Genomic DNA, 17,980 nt, shown 5'->3' on the forward strand with positions numbered 1-17,980 from the left:
TGCCGTTCCTGCACGACTTCGACGGGCCGCGCCTGCTTGCGGCGGCCCTTGCCCTGACACTCCAGTTGGAAACCCATCATGATCGAACTCGACTACGCCAACCATGGCGCCATCGCGCTGCTGACCCTGAAACGCCCGCCGGCGAATGCGTTTACGCCGGACGGCCTGCTGCTACTGCAGCACACGGTCGAGCGCCTGAACGCCGACGAGCGCGTGCGCGCCATCGTGATTGCCGGCGACGGCCCGAAATTCTTTAGCGCGGGCGCCGATCTGAACACCTTCGCCGACGGCAATCGCGAAGTGGCGCGCACTGCCGCGGCACGCTTCGGCGCCGCCTTCGAGACGCTGCAGAACGCGCGCACCGTGGTGATCGCGGCGATCAACGGCTATGCAATGGGCGGCGGGCTCGAATGCGCGCTGGCCTGCGATATTCGCATCGCCGAGCAGCATGCACAGCTTGCCTTGCCGGAAACGGCAGTCGGCCTGCTGCCGTGCGGCTGCGGCACGCAGACGCTGCCGTGGCTGGTCGGCGAGGGGTGGGCCAAGCGCATGATCCTGACCGGCGAGCGGGTCGATGCCACGACGGCGCTGCGCATTGGCCTCGTCGAAGAAGTGGTGGAGAAGGGCGCGGCGCGCGAGGCCGCGCTGGCGATGGCGACCCGTGTCACTACGCTCAGTCCGCAAGCCGTTTCGTTCAGCAAGAGCCTGATTCACCAGGCCCGTCACGGCGTGCCGCGCTCGGCGGCGCTGGCGGTGGAACGCGAGCGGTTTGTCGATCTGTTCGACGGTCCGGACCAGCGCGAAGGCGTGAACGCGTTTCTCGAGAAGCGAGCCCCGCAATGGCATGTCACCCAGTCTGGCGAGGCAAACGCCAGCGACTGAGAATGTGTAGTACGACTATGCGTTGGAACGCATGTCGAACTGGTGATGCAGGGTGAATCCATTCGTCGCGGTAAAGGCGCGCCCTTGCATTGCAGCATGCTCGTTTACCGACGATTTAACGTTTACGTAATAATCAGAGGAGTGGCCGTCTCGATCCATCAACCATCAAAAATGCGCAGGTCATGGCTTTCAGTGAACCAAGGTCTCCATTTTTGAAATGGACCGTCTCCTCCGCCCAGCACCTGAGCGCCGAAAACCGGCAGATCCTGCTCGCCAATCTGTTCACGCGAACCGCGTCCATTGTGTTTGCGGCGATTTGCGAAATCAGCGTCTGCGTGACGGCTTACTACCTCCATCCGAACCCCCTGTACGCCTCTTGGCTAAGCGCGGTCGTCGCGCTGCTGATCGTCCGCCTGGGATTGATTTACGTATGTTCGCGGCGTAGCGAACGCGGTCTGCCTACGCCGACGTCGGCATTTGTGGTGGCGAGTATTCTCTGGAGTGCGCTATTCGGTTTCGGCAGTTTGCTGTGCAACATCAGCGGAGATCCGACGCTTTTCCTGCTCGGCAACGTTTGCGCAGTCGGTTTGATCGGCGGGCTGGCCGGCCGCAATGCGGGTACGCCGCGCCTTGTGATGATCCAGATTTCGCTGATTCTCGGACTGCTAGGTTTGGGCGCGGCGCTTTCGCCGGGCAACGGCAAGCTCGTGCTGCTGTTCCAGGCGCCATTCTGCGCGGCGGGATTCCTTACTGTTGCCCTGCGCAGCAATCGAGACACCGTCGCTTTGCTGATGGCGCGTGAAAACAGCCATCGCCTCGCGAGCCACGACAGCCTCACGGGTCTGCCCAATCGCGCGCGCATCAACGAACTGTTGCTCGAGCGCACCGAAGCGGGTTCCGCAAGCGCGGATCACGCATTCGCGGTTTTGCTGATCGATCTCGACGGTTTCAAAGCCATCAATGACAGCCTGGGTCATGCCTCCGGCGATCAGATACTTCAGGAAGCAGCGGTGCGCTTGCGCGGGATAGTGCCGGGTGGCGGCTTCGTTGGACGCCTGGCCGGCGACGAGTTCGTTGTCATCTCCGACGGTGCACTGCCTGCTCACGAGGTCCATGCGCTGGCGGACCGTATTGTCAGGTCGCTGGCGCGCCCGTTTGCGCTTAGCGAAGCGCGGGTGCATATCGGCGCGAGCGTCGGCATTTCACTCTATCCGGAGCACGCGAGGACGGGGCCGCAGTTGCTGATCTGCGCGGATCGCGCCTTGTACGCGGTCAAACGCAACGGCAAGAGTGCGTTTGCGGTGTTCGACGCCGACAAGCACGTGTCCGACGAAAGCTTGAGTCTGCTGCGCAGCGACCTGGAAGGCGCCATGCAGTCGTTCACCGGTCTGCGGATGGAATATCAGCCGATCGTCGATCTCAGCGACGGCACCATCTCGGGCCGCGAAGCCTTGCTGCGCTGGACCCATCCGACGCGCGGCGAGCTGTCTCCCGTGGCCTTTATTCCAACCGCCGAGAGAACCGGCCTGGTGCTTCCGTTGGGGGAGTGGGCACTGCTGCGCTCATGCAGCGAGGCTGTGGGCTGGCGTGATGGCGTGCCTGTCGCCGTCAATGTGTCACCCGTGCAATTGCGCGAGGAATCGTTCGCCGCGACGGTCGAAGCGATCCTGCGGAAAACGCAATTGCCGCTGGAGCGCCTGAATATCGAGGTCACGGAGACCGTGCTGCTGAGCGACGATGTGGCCACCCGGCGCAACCTCGCAAGGCTGCGCGCCTTGGGCATCGGCCTGGCGCTGGATGACTTCGGAACCGGATTTTCGACGATGTCGACGCTCGTGCGCTTTTCGTTCGACAAGCTCAAGATCGACAGCTCGTTCGTCAAGGAGGCGGCGCATCGGCGCGAATCGGCCGCGGTGGTCCGCGGTATCGTGGCATTGGCGCGCGAAATGGGCATGCCGACCACCGCAGAGGGCATCGAAACAGCAGAGCAACTGGAGTTCGTCCGCACCTGCGGCTGCACCCACGCTCAAGGCTTCCTGCTCGGCAAGCCCGAGTGTGGCGGTGAGATCCCGCGCCTCGAAGAGGGGCTCGCTGCGCAGGGCGCCGACGAAGGCCAGCAAATTGGCTAGCGCCGGCAGAAGGTGCGACTCGCAAATAGCGCCTTGCCGTGCTCAAGGATGAAATCGATGACCTCGAGCAACTGGCCGCCGCGGCAAGATCAGGCTTCGCCCAGCGGCTCGGGCTGGAGCTCCGCAAGAGGGGCGGGCGGCGCTTTGTCGGCCGCCGCCTTGACCCGGCCGACCCACAAAATCGCCACCATGGTGATGGCCACCGCCACCCAGCCGACCGTGCCATAACCGGCAATCTGTCCGCTCGCCGTATTGGTCAGCATCAGGCCGCCGAGCCAAGCGCCGCAGCCCGTGCCCAGCGCCTGGAGCGCGCTATTGGCACTCAGAAACGCGCCTCGCCGGCTCGGCTCGGGAACCGTGGTGAGGAGCGCCTGCATCGGCACCATCCGTCCGGACATCGCCACCATGAAGAACGGGAAGAACAGCACGACTGCCACAAACGGCAGATCGGGCAGATGGGTGACGAACAGCACCGGCAGCATCGACAGCAGGGCGGCAATCCGAAACACGCGGTGCTTGCCGTAGCGGTCGGCGAGGCGGCCAACGGCGCGCGAGGTAAAGAAAGTCGCGAAGCCTCCGCCCATATAGATCCACGACAGATGCGCCGGCGGCACGTGGTGGTTGAGGACCAGCATCGGCGCGATAAATGGAATCACCAGCATATGCGAGACCATGATCATGAAGGTCAGCGCAAATGCATTCAGATGGCGCGGATTGGCGAGCAGGCGGCCGAGGTCGGGCAGGACCTGGCGCAACGGCGGCGGCCGGCGGCTCAGATGTTCGGCGAGCGGCGGCACGATTTGCGCGCCGCCGAACCAGATCAGCACGGAGAGCACCACCAGCAGCACGAACGGCGCTGCCCAACTGAAGTGTGCCCCGAGCATCACGCCGGCCGGCACGCCGGCAATCGCGGCCAGCGAAAAGGCGGTCATGATGGTGCCGGTGGCCGCGCCGCGCCGCTGAACCGGGATCACATCGCCGACGATCGCCATGATCACCGAAGCGAGCACGCCGCCCGTGATGCCGGCAAATGCACGCGCCGCGAGCAGCAGCGGATAGCTGCTGGCAAGGGCGCAACCCAGGTTGGACAACGCGAACAACGCATAGACCGCCAGCAGCAGCTTGCGCCGGTCGAAGCGGTCGATATAGGTGGCGGCGAACAGGCCCGAGAGCCCCGAACACCATGAATAGGCCGATACCGCCGTCGCGAACGCCGCCGGCGTGATGCCGAAGGTGTGCATGATCTGCGGTCCTAACGGCATCATGATCATGAAGTCCATGATCACGGTGAACTGCGTCAGCGCGAGCAGCCAGAGCAGGCGCCGTTCGTGCTTGGTGCTGATGGAGTACATCGGCAAGTTCCTTGAATAGGTCAACGCCAGCCGTAAAGCTGGCGGCAGGCGCCGCGCAGGTTCAGTCGTCGAGATTTTCGTGAACCGCTTCGGCGCCCTGTTTCCAGTAGCTCGCGGCGCGGATGCGCGATTTGTCGACGCCACGCTCCGTGCACAGGTGATAGCGGACCGCGCGCATCGTCGCGGATTCGCCGGCCGCCCAGACGTAGCCTTCGCCGTCCGGCAGATACGTGTCGCGCACCGCTTGCAGCAGCGCGTCGCCGCGATACGGCGAATCGCTGCGATAGCACCAGACGGCATGCAGCTCGGCCTTGGTGTCGAATTCGATGCGCGCCGACGGATCGGCCACTTCAAGCACCGCGGCCACGCGCGTACCGGCAGGCAGTTCCTCCAGGCGCCGGGCAATTGACGGCAGGGCGGTCTCGTCGCCGATCAGCAGATGCCAGTCGAAGCCGGTCGGAATCACCAGCGAGCCGCGCGGGCCGCCTACGCCCAGATACTGTCCGACTTTCGCCTGGGCTGCCCACGTGGCGGCCGGGCCGGCTTCGTGCATGGCGAACTCGATATCGAGTTCGCGCGCTTCACGGTCGTAGCGACGCGGCGTGAAGTCGCGCGCCACCGGGCGCGGCTGATCGTCCGGGAACACCGGACCGTTTGGACCGGCGCTCGGCAACGCCGGCTTGTCGGCGCCCGGTGCGGGGAAGAAGACCTTGATGTGGTCGTCGAACGACGCCGATACGAAGTCGTGCAGATCGTCCCCGGTGAAGGTGACGCGAATCAGGTGAGGTGTCAGCGGTTGAACGCGCTTGACTTGCAGCAGACGGAATTTCAGGGGGTGACGTACGCGGGTGACCGCGAGATCGGACCTGGTCAGCATAAGTGTTCTCTCCAGTTATGTCGGGTGGCGCAAGGGATGCCGGCCGCCTGGGCTCAGACAATGTCCGCGCCCGTGCCGGCTTCGCTGCCTGTGTCGCCGGTGCCTGCGTTGCCTTCGATTTCAGCGGTGGCGCGTGCGAGGATGGCTGCGATCCGACGCTGTTCGGCAGCCGGCACGTTGTCGCGGCGGATCAAGGCATGCTTGAGCGCGCGGCGCGCTTCGATCAGCTCCGGCAGCCAGCCGCCTTCGCTGGGGTCCAACTGCTCTTCGCCGGCAAACGCGCGCCGCACCGAATCCATCTTGCGGGCGATATGGTTCAGCTTGGCGAGCATCAGTTCGACGCGCTCACGGTTGTCCGCGAGGTGCTGGCGGCCGGGTTCGGCCAGTTCGTAGCGCTTGCGGTTGCCTTCGAGCTGGACCGTGACGTAGCCCAGTTCTTCGAGGTAGGTCAACGCGGGATAGACCATTCCCGGGCTCGGAGTATAGAAGCCGTTCGAGCGCGCTTCGAGCGCCTTGATCAGCTCGTAGCCATGGCTTGGCTGGGCGTCCAGCAGGGCCAGCAGCAGCAGTTGCAGATCGTCCGAGCTGAATTTGCGGCCGCGCGGGAAGCCGTCGCCGTCGCCACCGCCGAAACCGCCAGGGCCACCGCCAAAGCCGCCGGGGCCACCGCCGAAACGGCCGCCGCGCTCACCGCCGCGATGGTGGTGATGGCGGCCAATTGCGTGCCACAGCGCATGCAGCGAGAAACGGTCGGGATAGGCAAAGCCGCGTCGCGTGCGATCGAAGTCTTCGAAGCCGCGTTCGTGGCGGCCGTGGCCATGACCGCGGCTGTCGCCGCGTTCGCCACGGCCTTCACGGTAGTACTCGCGGCCAATGGCGTGCAACAGCGCGTGCAGCGAAAAACGGTCGGTGGAATACTGGCCGTCGGTGTTGTGGTGACGGCGGGAATGATGGGAATGACGCATCTGGGTGCTCCGCTATGTCTTAAGATGTGTCGTAAGATATATATCTAAAGATAGTTTGTCAAATATGAAATGTGGGGAGGGATCGAGATTTCGATGAGACGATTGATGAAGACGCCTTTCAACGATGCACCACACACCAGACAGCAAAAGGGACGCCGGAGCGTCCCTTTTTTACATTGAAAACTCGGGCCAAACCGAGCGATATCAAACGGTCGCGGGCGTCAAGCTGTCCTCGACGCGCAGGAATGCCTGCACGGCACGCTTCGGCAGGGCCTTGCGACTCAGTTCCGACAAGTTTGCCAGCAGCGGGAAGTCGCCGTTGACCACCGTCAGATGGATGCCATTCAGGGCGAAGCAGCTTTGCGTTTCTGTGGCCGAGCAGTGCTCGGACAACTCGATCAATCTGTTTAGATTGCCATTGATTTTCAACCGTGCAGGAATCGACATAACAGCCATTTCTACTCTCCTAGATAGCCGCGTCATTGCGGCAAGCGCACTTTAAGTGGGGTGCCGCGATCTGACTAAGTCTGCTAAAGTAATTGCATGTCTGCTAAACAAAGGCCAGAGAGAGCGACGCTCTACGTGCGCATCCCGATAAAACTGAAAGAGCGGCTCCGCATGTCGGTGAGGCAGGGGCGCTCCCTTTCAGAGGAGGTAACGCGGCTCCTGGAGAATCAGCTTCTGTCGGATCTGGCTGCCCAGCGCCAATGGGATCAGGCGGTTCTGGAGCGTGACATGTTGGATACGCGTCTGCGTATGCTGGAGAATGTGATCCTGTCGATCACCGCTACCGATGACGACGAGGAGCGTTGGGCACATGTGCTTCGTTTGCACAAGCAGATCGAGGACGGCCGGGTGCGAAGACAGCAGATCGCCGAAGAAGCGGGATCTGGAATTGAGCCTCCCAGTGCAGAGCTCGAGCCAGAATGCGGAGCGGAGCAATCACGGTTCTTCGCTGGTCTCGGCGGGCAAGGCTTAATGCAATTGCCGGTGCAGCTTTCACTGTCTGATCGTCGACTGGTGAATTTGCGGGCGCATTTGAAACAGCGCGCTCGAGGAACCCGAAAACGCATAGCGGATGCGCTGGGATGGTCGTCTTCACAGATCAGCCAGATACTGTCTCCGCCCGACGCCAAGGGTCATCGAACCATTACCGATGAGGTCGCGCACGAGATCGAGGTGGCACTTCAACTGCAACCGCGTGCGCTTGATAACATCGAGACCAGGCAAGACGATGCCCGTTTTATTGAGGCGCTTTTGGAACTGGAGAAAGTTTCGCGCAGTATTCGTGAAACGCTTCGAGCAGTGAAGACCGAAGATTCTTCCAAGGCTTAGGTCTGCTCTGGACTTGTAGATGGGGCAGCGTTTACCTCAGGCTGGAAAACTCAAAAAATCGACCGCCTCGTGTAGGTAGTCAGCCACTACAGCGCTATCACACCTGCGCTCAGTGAAAATAAACCGAATGGAACGAAAGGCTCCTTTTTATCTGCGTTGGTAACGTCCAGATTGCCAAGGAATTGGCTGTGTCACGCGCGGCAACAAAGGGGCGCCCGAAGGCGCCCATCGCAGTGGACCTGAATTACTTTGCCTATCTCAAGCAATACCAGAATACGTTGCTGCCGTTTAGCTCGTGGCGGGGGCGATTGTCCGTTGTAGCGCCATACTTGCCGCATTGGCGACCGCATCCCGCAAGCTGCCTTCATGCATCGACGCCGATATAAGGGATAATTCAGCGGCCAGTGCAAAGCCGAAAGGTGACGGCCCGGGTAGCGGAATATGAATATGTGGATTGGGGGTTCCGCACACGTCGTCGATTATTTGGTCGATTTGAGCGTCCAGTTGATGCTCAACGGTGCCCCGCTGCCCATTGTTCTCCAGTCCGGCCGCGGCCACTTTTAAACCTAGGGCGGACACTATGCCGTATGCCGCCTCAGATGTCCTCCACGGGTTGGGGCCTGGGCCGACCCGCTCGGCCAAGTCGTAGTGCGTTTTTGGATGGTATCCTGAACTGGGTGGCCCCGCTTGGCCTGCGTAAATTGCGCGTAGACAGTCAGCAATCAAACGATCCAAATCCATGATCATTCCCTCGATTGGAAAAACAAAAACGGATTGGGTAGACCGAACGAATGGCTATCAAGAGACCGTGATGTGCCAATCGGAACGGTGGGGTAGGAAATACCAAAAATCGCTACCAAAATATCTTTGGTAGTCCGGATGAAAACTCGCGATTCGTTACATGCTTACTCCTTTCTCTCACCTTGTGGGCAGCAGCGGTCGGCGGAGACTTCTTGATACGCGAGGAGCAACAGTCATCGGTAATTTATAGACGAATTCCAGCCGCTTGCAATCTGTTGAGCTGAATCGCGGCGGTCGTGAATGGCCGCTATCGGAAATTGCGGGTGTCGCTTCAGGGTCGCGTGCAGCCGATCGCCGATAAGCAGGGGCCGGCCAGGAACGGACGCTTGATCGACCAAGCTGGTTTGCCGGCGACCCGCCTCGTACTTTGCTCGGATACACTCATGCCTCTGCCACACGCGCCGCAATAGCATGGACAGTCAGCTATCAAATATAGTTACGAGAAAACAATACCCATCCACGTCGAAGGCGGCCAAATGATCGACCACGTTTACATCTCAGTCACCGACATAGACAAGTCACTGGCGTTCTACTCTGAAACCTTGAAGCCACTCGGCTGGCGCATATTTGGCAACTACGACTCTGCTTCGGGCCCCGAGGGTGTCCCTGATCTTTACGGCATCGGTGACGATGTGTACGGCGAGGGAAAGGTGGTTGGATCAAGCATCTGGCTACGTCAACGCAAGCCAGGAGAGACCGGACTGTACCTCGGGATCGTTTGCGACACCAATGAACTGGTCGACGCCGCTTATGCAGCCGCAATTAAAGCCGGCGGCATCGACGAGGGGAAACCAGCAGATCGTACCTACTTCGCCCCCGGCTACTACGCCGCCAACGTCGCCGACTTCGACGGCAACCGTCTTGAGTTCGTACACAAAGCGTGGAACCCCAAGCGACACGAATAGCAATCCTCTTGATACAAGGGCGTCGTCTCTATTCGTACAAGCTTTGGACAATCCTGCACCGAATAAATGGCTGCTTTGCGGAAGTGCGATTGACCGAAACGGGTCGTGCACGGGCGCTTGATGAAGCCTGGACAGAACTCCCGCGAGTTCAGGGTTGGAGGTCGGCAGGCAAAAATTCTACCCGTTCCCCCGTCGACGGAAGCGCCTTCTGCTCGACTGCCTGCAAGATTCCGCGTTTGCCGAGTTCGAAAGCGAGCATGAGTTGCCTTGCACTCTCATTGGCGACACCGAGACTTTCACATACCGTGTTGGGGGGGGGCACGAACGCGCAGTATCCCCACCCGAACGCGTAGGCCGGAAACATTATCGTTGACTCCGGGGAAAGGATCGGCGGGGTAAAGTTTGTAATGGGCTGATCCGTGGCGTTCACCGTGTGGCGGATCATAGGAAAACCTGATTCTCATATATCGAACTTATAGAAACACTTTCTTTCTGGTTGCGCTGGTGCTGTCTCAATTCGGCCAAGAAGGGTCATGCGCCCGCACCTTCACTCGGACGTTCAGGTGTCGGCTTCACCTCAGGAAGTTGTCATTCGGTTCACCATAGGATGAGGCATGCGTCGGCCACCCCAGGCGTTCGCGCCTTGCTTCGGATCATAGTTTAATAATTGCCATCCTGACCGTCGGGGAACCTGCGCTATCGGCCACGACCGACGATGAAAACGAGTGACATTCACTGCCGCTTGGAATAACCTGTAAAAGCAATCGAAATTACAGCAATTCGTACTGGCTGAAAATGGAAATTCGGATGTGCATCAAGCTTCGTCTGTTTCGGGGGAAAGGATGTGCGCCGAATCTGATGCTTACTTTGAGCGGAGGTCAAGGAAGTGAACATTTTTCATCAAACTAATGATGAGCAAACGTTAATTTCATCTAAAATTATTCGTATCCCAATTATGGTTTCTATCTTTGCGCTCTCCTTTGTCGCATTGAATGCAATGGCGCAAGGTGCTTCCAGCGCATCTGGCGCAGCGATTAGCGCGTCGCCTCCGACATCGAGCACTACTATGGCCATTTGGCAGACCGTGATCAGCGCCGGCGGAGTTGTGTTTTCTGCCGTCTTGGCTTTCATAATCGGCCGTATAAATTCAGCCAACACCGTTATGCTAGCGCGTGATGCCGCGGCAAATGAACTAAATTCGGATTTAAGGAAACGTCATTCGGAGTTGGCATTTTCCATTTCCTCTGCCATCGATGGCAACCCAGAATTGGCGCGGAGATTTGCGGTTGGTATAGTAAAGGTGGTTGGAGACGATACATCGGGCAGCAGAAATATTGGAAAAATTCTATTCATACCGTTCAACTCGAGAGTAACCATCGGAAGGGACCCCAAAAATGATTTGGTTCTTTTTGACGATGAGAATCACATATCTCGCTGGCATTGCGGGCTCGTTTCGGACGGAGATACGGTGTATGTCGAAGATTTTAGTGCAATAAACTCAACGGAGTTGAATAATTCTCTCCTTGGAGGAGAAGGAAAATTAAAAGATGGCGATCATATTAATATTGCAGGATGCGTACTGAAATTTCAGGCGGTGCGTCGTCACGAACGCCTTTCAATGGCGGATGCAACAGTTCCACCCACTAAACCCGCATAGCGTGCCGTCGACAATCGCACCAGCAAATGCTCTGCTACCGTGAAGCCATTAGTTTGTCTCTGATGGCCGTTATAACCCGGAAGCAGCCGGCGCAAATCTCAGTATCTAAGACCGCTCCGGGTCGGCTGCGCCCGGAGCGAATATTCGGCATCAGTCAGGCTTGCGCCAGGCCAAATGAACCTTCGGGATATCCGCTCCGGCGGCCTCAAAAAATCGACCGCCCCGTATAGGTAGTCAACCACTCCAGCGCCATCACCCCGGCATGCGAATTACCGTTGCTATCCAACCCCGGCGACCACACACAGACCGCCATTTCCCCAGGCAGCACCGCGACGATGCCACCTCCGACGCCGCTCTTCGCCGGCAAGCCGACGCGAAAGACAAAGTCGCCCGCAGCATCGTAAGTGCCGCAGGTCAGCATGAGCGCCGACAGCCGCTTGGTTGAACTGCTGTCGAGGATACGCTCCCCGGTCGACGGCACGACGCCACCATTACTGAGGAATAGCGCTGCCTTCGCCAGTTCGACGCAACTCATCGAGATTGCGCACTGCCGGCAATACGCGTCGACTACCGCATGGACGGGCATCTCCATGTTGCCGAAGCTCGCCATGAAATGCGCCATCGCTTGGTTGCGATCCGCATGCTGCAACTCCGACTGCGCGACGCGCGAATCGTAGTCGATCGTCACCTCGCCGGTGAGCCGGCGCATAAACTCCACCAGCGCCGTCTCGGCCCGCACAAAGCGGCGGCACAGCACGTCGGTCACGACCAGCGCGCCGGCATTGATAAACGGATTGCGCGGTTTGCCTTGTTCGGCTTCGAGCTGCACCAGCGAGTTGAACGGCGTGCCCGACGGCTCGCGGCCGACCCGCTGCCATAGCGCGTCGCCAAGCAGCCGGAACGCCATCGTGCAGGCGAACAGCTTCGAGATACTCTGGATCGAAAAGCGGGTATCGGCTTCACCGGTACGGAAGACTTCGCCGCCTGTGGTGACGATGGCCATGCCGAAGCTGTCGGCTGGGACTTTTGCCAGTTCGGGAATGTAATCGGCAACGCGGCCGCTTCCCAGATAGGGCTGCAGGTCGCGGTGAATCTGTTCGAGGATGCCTTGGTAGTTCATGAGCAGGGTCGAGCGTGGGAGCCGCGATTTTACTGGCAAGCCGCTGCAAATGGCGAATCGGCCGGAGCATCGCCCGGCCGGTTCGGCTTGTCCGGGTGCTGCTCAATGCGCTCCGGCCGCGTCGCCTCCGCCGCCGCCCTTGGAGGGCCGCGTAATCCAGATCAACGGGATAATCAGAATAAAGATAATCGCCGACACGAAGAAAATGTCGTTCAGACCCATCATCGCAGCCTGCGTATTCACTGTGAAGTCGAACAGCGCGTGCGCCGAGTCAGTGTTCAGATGCAGCAGCGACTGGGTCGAATCGATCTGCTGGTTAAACAGCGGATTATCGATCGTGGCCCGCTCCGTCAAGCGTGCATGGTGCAGTACCGTGCGGTTATTCCACTCGTTGCCGGCAATCGAGGTCCCCACTGCGCCGCAAAACACCCGCGCAAAATTCGACAAACCGGCAGCCGCCGGGATTCTGTTCGGCGGCTGCCCGGACAGGATGATCGCGGTCAGCGGCACGAAGAACAGCGCCATCGGAATGCCTTGCAGCAGGGTCGGCAGCACCAGATGCCAGGTGTCGATCTCGATCACATACTTCGAGCGCATATAGAACACGATCGCAAAGCCGATAAACGCGAGCGTGGCGATCACCCGTGCGTCCGAGCGCGGCAGGACGCGGCCCATGACCGGCGCCAGAATCACCGCGAACACGCCAAGCGGCGCGGTCACGAGGCCGGCGTCCACCGAGCGGTAGTTCAGATACTCCTGCATCCATTGCGGCAGCAGCACCAGGTTGCCGAAGAACACCCCGTAGGCCACCGAGATCGCAATGGTGCCGCCCAGAAAGTTGCGCTGCGTGAAGAGGCGCAGGTCGACGATCGGATTCTCCTCGGTCAGCTCCCAAACAAGGAAAAACGCAAAGCTGATCAGCGCCGTAATGCCCAGCGTGACGATCACCGGCGATGAGAACCAGTCGAGGTCCTTGCCCTTGTCGAGCATCACCTGCAGCGAGGCGACCCAGGTGATCAGCAGGCCGAGGCCGACCACGTCGATGGGCGGCTTGCGGGTAGGCGTTTCGCGGGTGCGATAGATCATCCACGTGACGCCGGCAGCAAAAATGCCCACCGGGATATTGATGTAGAAAATCCACGACCAGCTATAGCTATCGGTAATCCAGCCTCCGAGCGCAGGCCCGGCAATCGGGCCGACCGTGGCGGTCATGGCCCATAAGGCAAGAGCGGTGGACGATTTCTCCTTGGGATACGAGCCGAGCAGAATCGCCTGCGAGAGCGGAATCAGCGGGCCGGCCACCGCGCCTTGCAGCACCCGTGCGAGCAGCAGGATGGGCAGCGTCGGGGCGATGCCGCACAGCCACGACGACAGTACGAACATCAGAATCGCACCGACGAACAGCTTGATCTGGCCAATGCGCTGCGTGAGCCAGCCGGTCAGCGGAATCGACACCGCATTGGCCGCCGCGAAGACGGTAATCACCCACGTGCCTTCATCCACCGAGACGCCCAGGTTGCCGGAGATGGTCGGAATCGCGACGTTGGCGATCGACGTGTCCAAAACGTTCATGAACGTGGCAAGTGCGACGGCGATCGTCGCCAGGACGAGCTGGCCGCCTTTCAGTGGCGGTGGCGGTGGCGGGGCCGATGCGGGCGCAGGGGCGGGCTGGCTCAATCGATTCTCCAGAGCAGGGTAATGAGGTATTGCGATTGCGAGGTGCGGGGTTGCTGAACGGCGGGCGGCGAGCCGCGGGTCCAGCGGCCGCAAAAAGGCTATCAGCAGCCTACCAGCATTCCCTCGGTAGGGTTGTCGACGGTGACAGCACGTGGCAGGAGTCAGCCGGGCCAAGTCGGCAAAAAGAAAAACGAAAGCGTATGCTCGCGGCTGTGAACAGGATGACGCCGCGTTTGCCGGGCGCTCTCCCATGCAGATACGGAATCGGAAAGAAAAGGAATCGAGATGGCCTGGAAACAATTCGAACACGGCTGGCGCCTCGCGCCCGCCGCTGCGCCGGCCGACAAGCCGGCGCGTGCGCTGGTCGTGCTGCTGCACGGCGTGGGCAGCAATGCGCAAGATCTTCTGCCGCTAGCCGATAGCTGGAGCAAGACGCTGCCCGATATCGCCTTTACCTCGCTCGACGGCAGCGAGCGTTTCGATGGCGGTTTCGGCGGCCGTCAATGGTTCAGCTTGCGCGATGTGAACGAGGCCAACCGGATCGGCCGCGTCGCCGACGCGTATCCGGCGCTGCGCCGCATGCTCGACGCCGAGCTGGCGCATTGGCAGCTTGCTTTCGATAAGCTTGCATTGGTGGGGTTCTCGCAAGGCTCGATAATGGCGCTCCATCATGCGGCGACCAGCCACGACGCGCCTGCCGCGGTGGTTGCCTACTCCGGCCGGCTCGCCTCGCCGATCACCACGGCCGCCCGCACGCCGTTGACGCTCGTGCACGGCGTCGAAGATCCGGTGATTCCGGTGCTCGAACTCGAGCGCGCGGCGCACGCTTTCAGCGACGCGGGCTTTGCCGTCGGTGCCTTTGCGCTGCCCGGTATCGGTCATACGATTTCGACCGAAGGCCTGATGCTGGGACGCGATGCGCTGGTGCGCGCATTCGGGGTGAAGGCGGTGTGAAAGATGCCGAAATAAAATCACCCTAAAGAATTTGATCTGCTTGCCGTTAATGGTTCATTAGCGTGAAAATCACGCGCGCCGCATCGGAGTCTCGCCACGCCTGCCAGGGCGTCCGGCGGATTGCCGCGCGGTACGGGGGAATCATCGCAGCGTCCCACAAGGACGATAACGACCAAGGCAGAGCCTTTATATGGCCAGATCGAAGCCGCACCATTCGTTGTTCAGGGGCTTGTTCCGTCACACCGTGGCGGTCGACCTTGGCACGGCCAATACGCTTATCTACACCGACGACGGCGGCATTGTGCTCAATCAGCCGTCCGTGGTGTGTTTCCAGAAGCGTCCCGACGCCGGGGACGGGCAGAAGCGGGTCGCCGCGGTGGGCAGCGAGGCCAAGCAGCTCCTCGGCCGCGCCCCCAACAATCTCGAGACTGTGCGGCCGATGCGCCATGGCGTGATCGCCAATTTTTCCGCGGCCGAACACATGATCCGGCAGTTCGTCGATATGGCGCGGCCGCGTCCGTTCTTCGGCCGCCGGGCGGCTTTCACCATCTGCGTGCCGGCCGGCGCAACCCAGGTAGAGCGGCGCGCCATCAAGGAAGCCGCCGTCGCGGCGGGCGCCTGGAAGGTCAGCCTGATCGGCGAATCGCTGGCTTCGGCGGTCGGCGCGGGTTTGCCGGTGACCTCGTCAACCGGCTCGATGGTGGTCGATATCGGCGGCGGCACGACGGAGGTCGGCGTCATCGCGCTGGGCGGCATGGCTTATAACGGCTCGATTCGCGTGGGCGGCGACCAGTTCGACTCGGCGATCATCAACTATGTGCGTAGCCTGTATGGGGTGGTGCTGGGCGAGCAGACCGCGGAGCACGTCAAAAAGACCATCGGTTCGGCCATGCGCGACGTGCCGATGGAGCGCATGAACGCGACCGGCCGCAGCGTCGACGACGGCCTGCCGCGCACGGTCGAGCTGAATAACCACGATATCGCCGATGCTATCGACGGGCCGCTGCGCCAGGTGATCGGCGCCGTGAAGGCGGGGCTCGAAAGCGCGCCTGCCGAGCTGGTGACGGATATCGCCGACACCGGCATCGTGCTGACCGGCGGCGGCGCGCTGCTGGCCAACCTCGGGCGGCGTCTGACTGCCGAACTCGGGCTCGCCGTGCGCGTGGCCGACGAGCCGCTCACGTGCGCGGTGCGCGGCGCCGGCGCCGCAGCGGGAGCAGGGCTGCTCGAAGAACTCGTGTACGAATAGACCTGACTCGCCTCCGGCAGCGACCGCCGGGCGGGCAGCGGCAAGCTGCAAACCGGCGCGCACCGCACGCAGCGGCTGGGCGCGCGTCACGACCTGTGTGACAATACCGCCTCATTCGCCGACCCTGGCGTCCCAACGGGGCGGCACGGTGCACTTCGTTCCACCTCACCTTAGAAGAACCGGCACGCCTGATGGCGCTCGCCGTGTTGTCCCCGAATCGACCCGTGACTGATCCCACTCCTGTTTTATCCCCGTCGTTTATCGAATTGTCGAGCGGCTTGCGCATGCCTTATGTCGTCGAAGGCGAGGGCGAACTGCTGCTGTTCGTGCATGGCTCGCTCTGCGATTACCGCTACTGGCAGCCGCAGCTCGATGGGCTGGCGAAGCACTACCGTTGCGTCGCCGTCAGCCTGACCCACTACTGGCCGGTGACCGACACGCAGGCCGACCTGCCGTTTAGCTGGAGCGATCACGCCGATGAACTGGCCGAATTCATCGAACGTTTCGGGGCAGGGCCGGCACACGTGGTGGGTCATTCACGCGGCGGCTGCGTGGCCTTCCATTTTGCGCGGCGTCACGCGCAGCATCTGCGCACCCTGACACTCGCCGACCCGGGCGGTCCGTTGCAGATCGCCGGACGGCCGGCTGCGGTTTTGCCGGAAACGGTCAATGCGTTGCGGGCGCGTGCCGCGCAGTTGATCGAGGAGGGGAATGTGGACGCGGGCCTGCAACTGTTCGTCGATTCAGTCAGCCGTCCTGGCTTCTGGGCGAGAAGCACACAGGCGTTCCGCATCATGGCGACCGACAACGCACACACGCTGGCGCGTCAGTTTCGCGATCCGCTTCCGGCGTATACGCCGGAGCAAACCGCAGAGGTGCGCTGTCCGGTACTGTTGATCGACGGCGAAAAGAGTCCCGACATGTTCAGGCGTACTGCGAATGCGCTGGCTTCGTGGTTGCCGGATGCACGGCGCGAGACCGTGCGCGGCGCGTCGCACGGGATGAATCTGGCGCACCCCGCAGCGTTCAATCGCTATATCGACGAATTTATCCGCAACATAGGCGCGGTAGATCAAGGCTGACCGGCCGGCTGGTGGACCGGCTCCGGTCGGCTCGCGGCATGGCCGCTGCCAGTGCTTAGTCTTTGCGGTGAGCGTCCGCGTCGAGCGCGACTTCGGCAGCTTCGCCAACGAGGCCGTGGTAGTACAGATGCACGCCGATCGCGAGCGAGTCGTTGCGGATTTCCTGGAAGGCCTTCCATGCCTTCACCGGGTCTTTGAACACCAGGTAATGCGCTTCATTGGCCACCAGACCCGCGACCTGATGCAGGCCATGGCCGTGCAGCTTCGCGACGAGTGCATCGAGGCTGTGATGCGTGCGCGCATCCGTGCGCGGGTACAGCATATGCAGCACTGCGACGTTTTGCGTCTTCAGTGCCGCCGACAACGCCACCACGATGTCCTGATGGTTCAAGGCGGTGACGATGCTGTCTTCGGTGTGGTTGTGATCCGGAAACAGCGTTTCGAGAGAGGCGTTCATCTGGTAATCCTGTTCTTCTGACTGGATAAAAAGACCCGCCGCAAACGGCGGGCCAAAGACTGCAATGTGTGTCGCAGGGGAAGCCAAACACGGTGTGAGTATCGCAGACCGAAAGCACTTATGCTGCGTAACCGTTGCAAAACATTGTTGCATGAAGCACGCCGCCTTTCATTTGGCTGGCAAAAACGGACGGGCGCATGAGCAGGCGCGATACACGCTGACCCGGTAATGGTTTGAAAGCAGGGTTGGAAAGCAGCGCGGTTTCAGATGAGAAGCACATTCCTGTTCGATTAACAACGAATGTTGCTGTGGTAGAGATGGATTGTTGCGGTCAATCGTCGCAATGAATTGACGCCGGAGCCGTAAAATGCAAAGCCTGAGCCGGAGCATGGCGAGCAACGACAGCACTCGTAGTCCGGCACGTGTGCGATGTGATAGCAAAAGGAACGCGTAGATGAACGACTCGAAGACACACGCAACGCTGAAGTTTTCCGACAGCGACCAGACCATTGATTTGCCGATCTACAAGGGCACGCTT

General features: G+C 61.0%; 16 protein-coding genes. 8 read left to right on the plus strand and 8 right to left on the minus strand.

The features are described from left to right. Positions 1–78: 78 nt before the first annotated feature. Entirely contained in the window at positions 79–882 is an 804-nt protein-coding gene (locus AC1ECK_RS30170) for an enoyl-CoA hydratase (protein ID WP_480325805.1), read from the plus strand. 182 nt (positions 883–1,064) lie between these two features. Beyond that, positions 1,065–3,011 carry a putative bifunctional diguanylate cyclase/phosphodiesterase gene (locus AC1ECK_RS30175; RefSeq protein ID WP_480325807.1) on the plus strand — a complete coding sequence of 649 codons (1,947 nt, stop codon included), beginning with the start codon at positions 1,065–1,067 and terminating at the stop codon, positions 3,009–3,011. A gap of 89 nt (positions 3,012–3,100) precedes the next feature. Here the strand turns inward: AC1ECK_RS30175 and AC1ECK_RS30180 are convergent, their stop codons facing one another. The 4 genes from AC1ECK_RS30180 to AC1ECK_RS30195 all read right to left on the minus strand — a co-directional run bounded on the left by AC1ECK_RS30180 (position 3,101) and on the right by AC1ECK_RS30195 (position 6,661). After that, positions 3,101–4,363, minus strand: a complete 1,263-nt coding sequence (locus tag AC1ECK_RS30180; RefSeq protein WP_480325809.1) for an MFS transporter — start codon at positions 4,361–4,363, stop codon at positions 3,101–3,103. A 61-nt stretch (positions 4,364–4,424) separates the two neighbouring features. Continuing rightward, positions 4,425–5,240 carry a siderophore-interacting protein gene (locus AC1ECK_RS30185; protein ID WP_480325811.1) on the minus strand — a complete coding sequence of 272 codons (816 nt, stop codon included), beginning with the start codon at positions 5,238–5,240 and terminating at the stop codon, positions 4,425–4,427. A 53-nt stretch (positions 5,241–5,293) separates the two neighbouring features. Next, a complete protein-coding gene (locus AC1ECK_RS30190) occupies positions 5,294–6,205 on the minus strand; it encodes a PadR family transcriptional regulator (RefSeq protein ID WP_480325813.1) in 912 nt (303 codons plus the stop codon). Between the two features lie 204 nt (positions 6,206–6,409). After that, on the minus strand, positions 6,410–6,661 hold the full coding sequence (locus AC1ECK_RS30195) for a hypothetical protein (RefSeq protein ID WP_480325815.1): 252 nt from the start codon (positions 6,659–6,661) through the stop codon (positions 6,410–6,412). Positions 6,662–6,748: 87 nt separating this feature from the next. Between AC1ECK_RS30195 and AC1ECK_RS30200 the strand changes: the two genes are divergently transcribed. Next, positions 6,749–7,540: a hypothetical protein gene (locus AC1ECK_RS30200; protein ID WP_480325817.1), complete on the plus strand. Its 792-nt coding sequence runs from the start codon at positions 6,749–6,751 to the stop codon at positions 7,538–7,540. 288 nt (positions 7,541–7,828) lie between these two features. On the opposite strand, the gene AC1ECK_RS30205 is transcribed toward AC1ECK_RS30200, so the two are convergent. Further along, the gene (locus AC1ECK_RS30205; RefSeq protein WP_480325819.1) at positions 7,829–8,281 is read right to left on the minus strand and encodes a hypothetical protein; all 453 of its coding nucleotides are present in this window, start codon (positions 8,279–8,281) and stop codon (positions 7,829–7,831) included. A gap of 536 nt (positions 8,282–8,817) precedes the next feature. On the opposite strand from AC1ECK_RS30205, the gene AC1ECK_RS30210 reads away from it, so the two are divergent. Both AC1ECK_RS30210 and AC1ECK_RS30215 read left to right on the plus strand, forming a co-directional pair. Further along, positions 8,818–9,246, plus strand: coding sequence for a VOC family protein (locus AC1ECK_RS30210; protein ID WP_480325821.1), 429 nt, complete (start codon positions 8,818–8,820; stop codon positions 9,244–9,246). Positions 9,247–10,132: 886 nt separating this feature from the next. Then, positions 10,133–10,903: an FHA domain-containing protein gene (locus AC1ECK_RS30215; RefSeq protein WP_480325823.1), complete on the plus strand. Its 771-nt coding sequence runs from the start codon at positions 10,133–10,135 to the stop codon at positions 10,901–10,903. A 205-nt stretch (positions 10,904–11,108) separates the two neighbouring features. Here the strand turns inward: AC1ECK_RS30215 and AC1ECK_RS30220 are convergent, their stop codons facing one another. After that, the gene (locus tag AC1ECK_RS30220) at positions 11,109–12,023 is read right to left on the minus strand and encodes a glutaminase (RefSeq protein ID WP_480325825.1); all 915 of its coding nucleotides are present in this window, start codon (positions 12,021–12,023) and stop codon (positions 11,109–11,111) included. A gap of 102 nt (positions 12,024–12,125) precedes the next feature. Continuing rightward, positions 12,126–13,700 carry a DHA2 family efflux MFS transporter permease subunit gene (locus AC1ECK_RS30225; RefSeq protein ID WP_480325827.1) on the minus strand — a complete coding sequence of 525 codons (1,575 nt, stop codon included), beginning with the start codon at positions 13,698–13,700 and terminating at the stop codon, positions 12,126–12,128. A gap of 285 nt (positions 13,701–13,985) precedes the next feature. On the opposite strand from AC1ECK_RS30225, the gene AC1ECK_RS30230 reads away from it, so the two are divergent. The 3 genes from AC1ECK_RS30230 to AC1ECK_RS30240 all read left to right on the plus strand — a co-directional run bounded on the left by AC1ECK_RS30230 (position 13,986) and on the right by AC1ECK_RS30240 (position 16,985). Beyond that, complete coding sequence (locus tag AC1ECK_RS30230; protein ID WP_480325828.1) at positions 13,986–14,654, plus strand: alpha/beta hydrolase; 669 nt, start codon at positions 13,986–13,988, stop codon at positions 14,652–14,654. Positions 14,655–14,844: 190 nt separating this feature from the next. Next, the gene (gene mreB / locus AC1ECK_RS30235; RefSeq protein ID WP_480325830.1) at positions 14,845–15,903 is read left to right on the plus strand and encodes a rod shape-determining protein MreB; all 1,059 of its coding nucleotides are present in this window, start codon (positions 14,845–14,847) and stop codon (positions 15,901–15,903) included. 284 nt (positions 15,904–16,187) lie between these two features. Further along, positions 16,188–16,985, plus strand: coding sequence for an alpha/beta fold hydrolase (locus AC1ECK_RS30240; RefSeq protein ID WP_480325844.1), 798 nt, complete (start codon positions 16,188–16,190; stop codon positions 16,983–16,985). A 55-nt stretch (positions 16,986–17,040) separates the two neighbouring features. Here the strand turns inward: AC1ECK_RS30240 and AC1ECK_RS30245 are convergent, their stop codons facing one another. Beyond that, complete coding sequence (locus AC1ECK_RS30245) at positions 17,041–17,442, minus strand: hypothetical protein (RefSeq protein WP_480325832.1); 402 nt, start codon at positions 17,440–17,442, stop codon at positions 17,041–17,043. Positions 17,443–17,980: the final 538 nt, after the last annotated feature.

The sequence above is a fragment of the Paraburkholderia sp. SSBN10T genome (genome assembly GCF_056619545.1).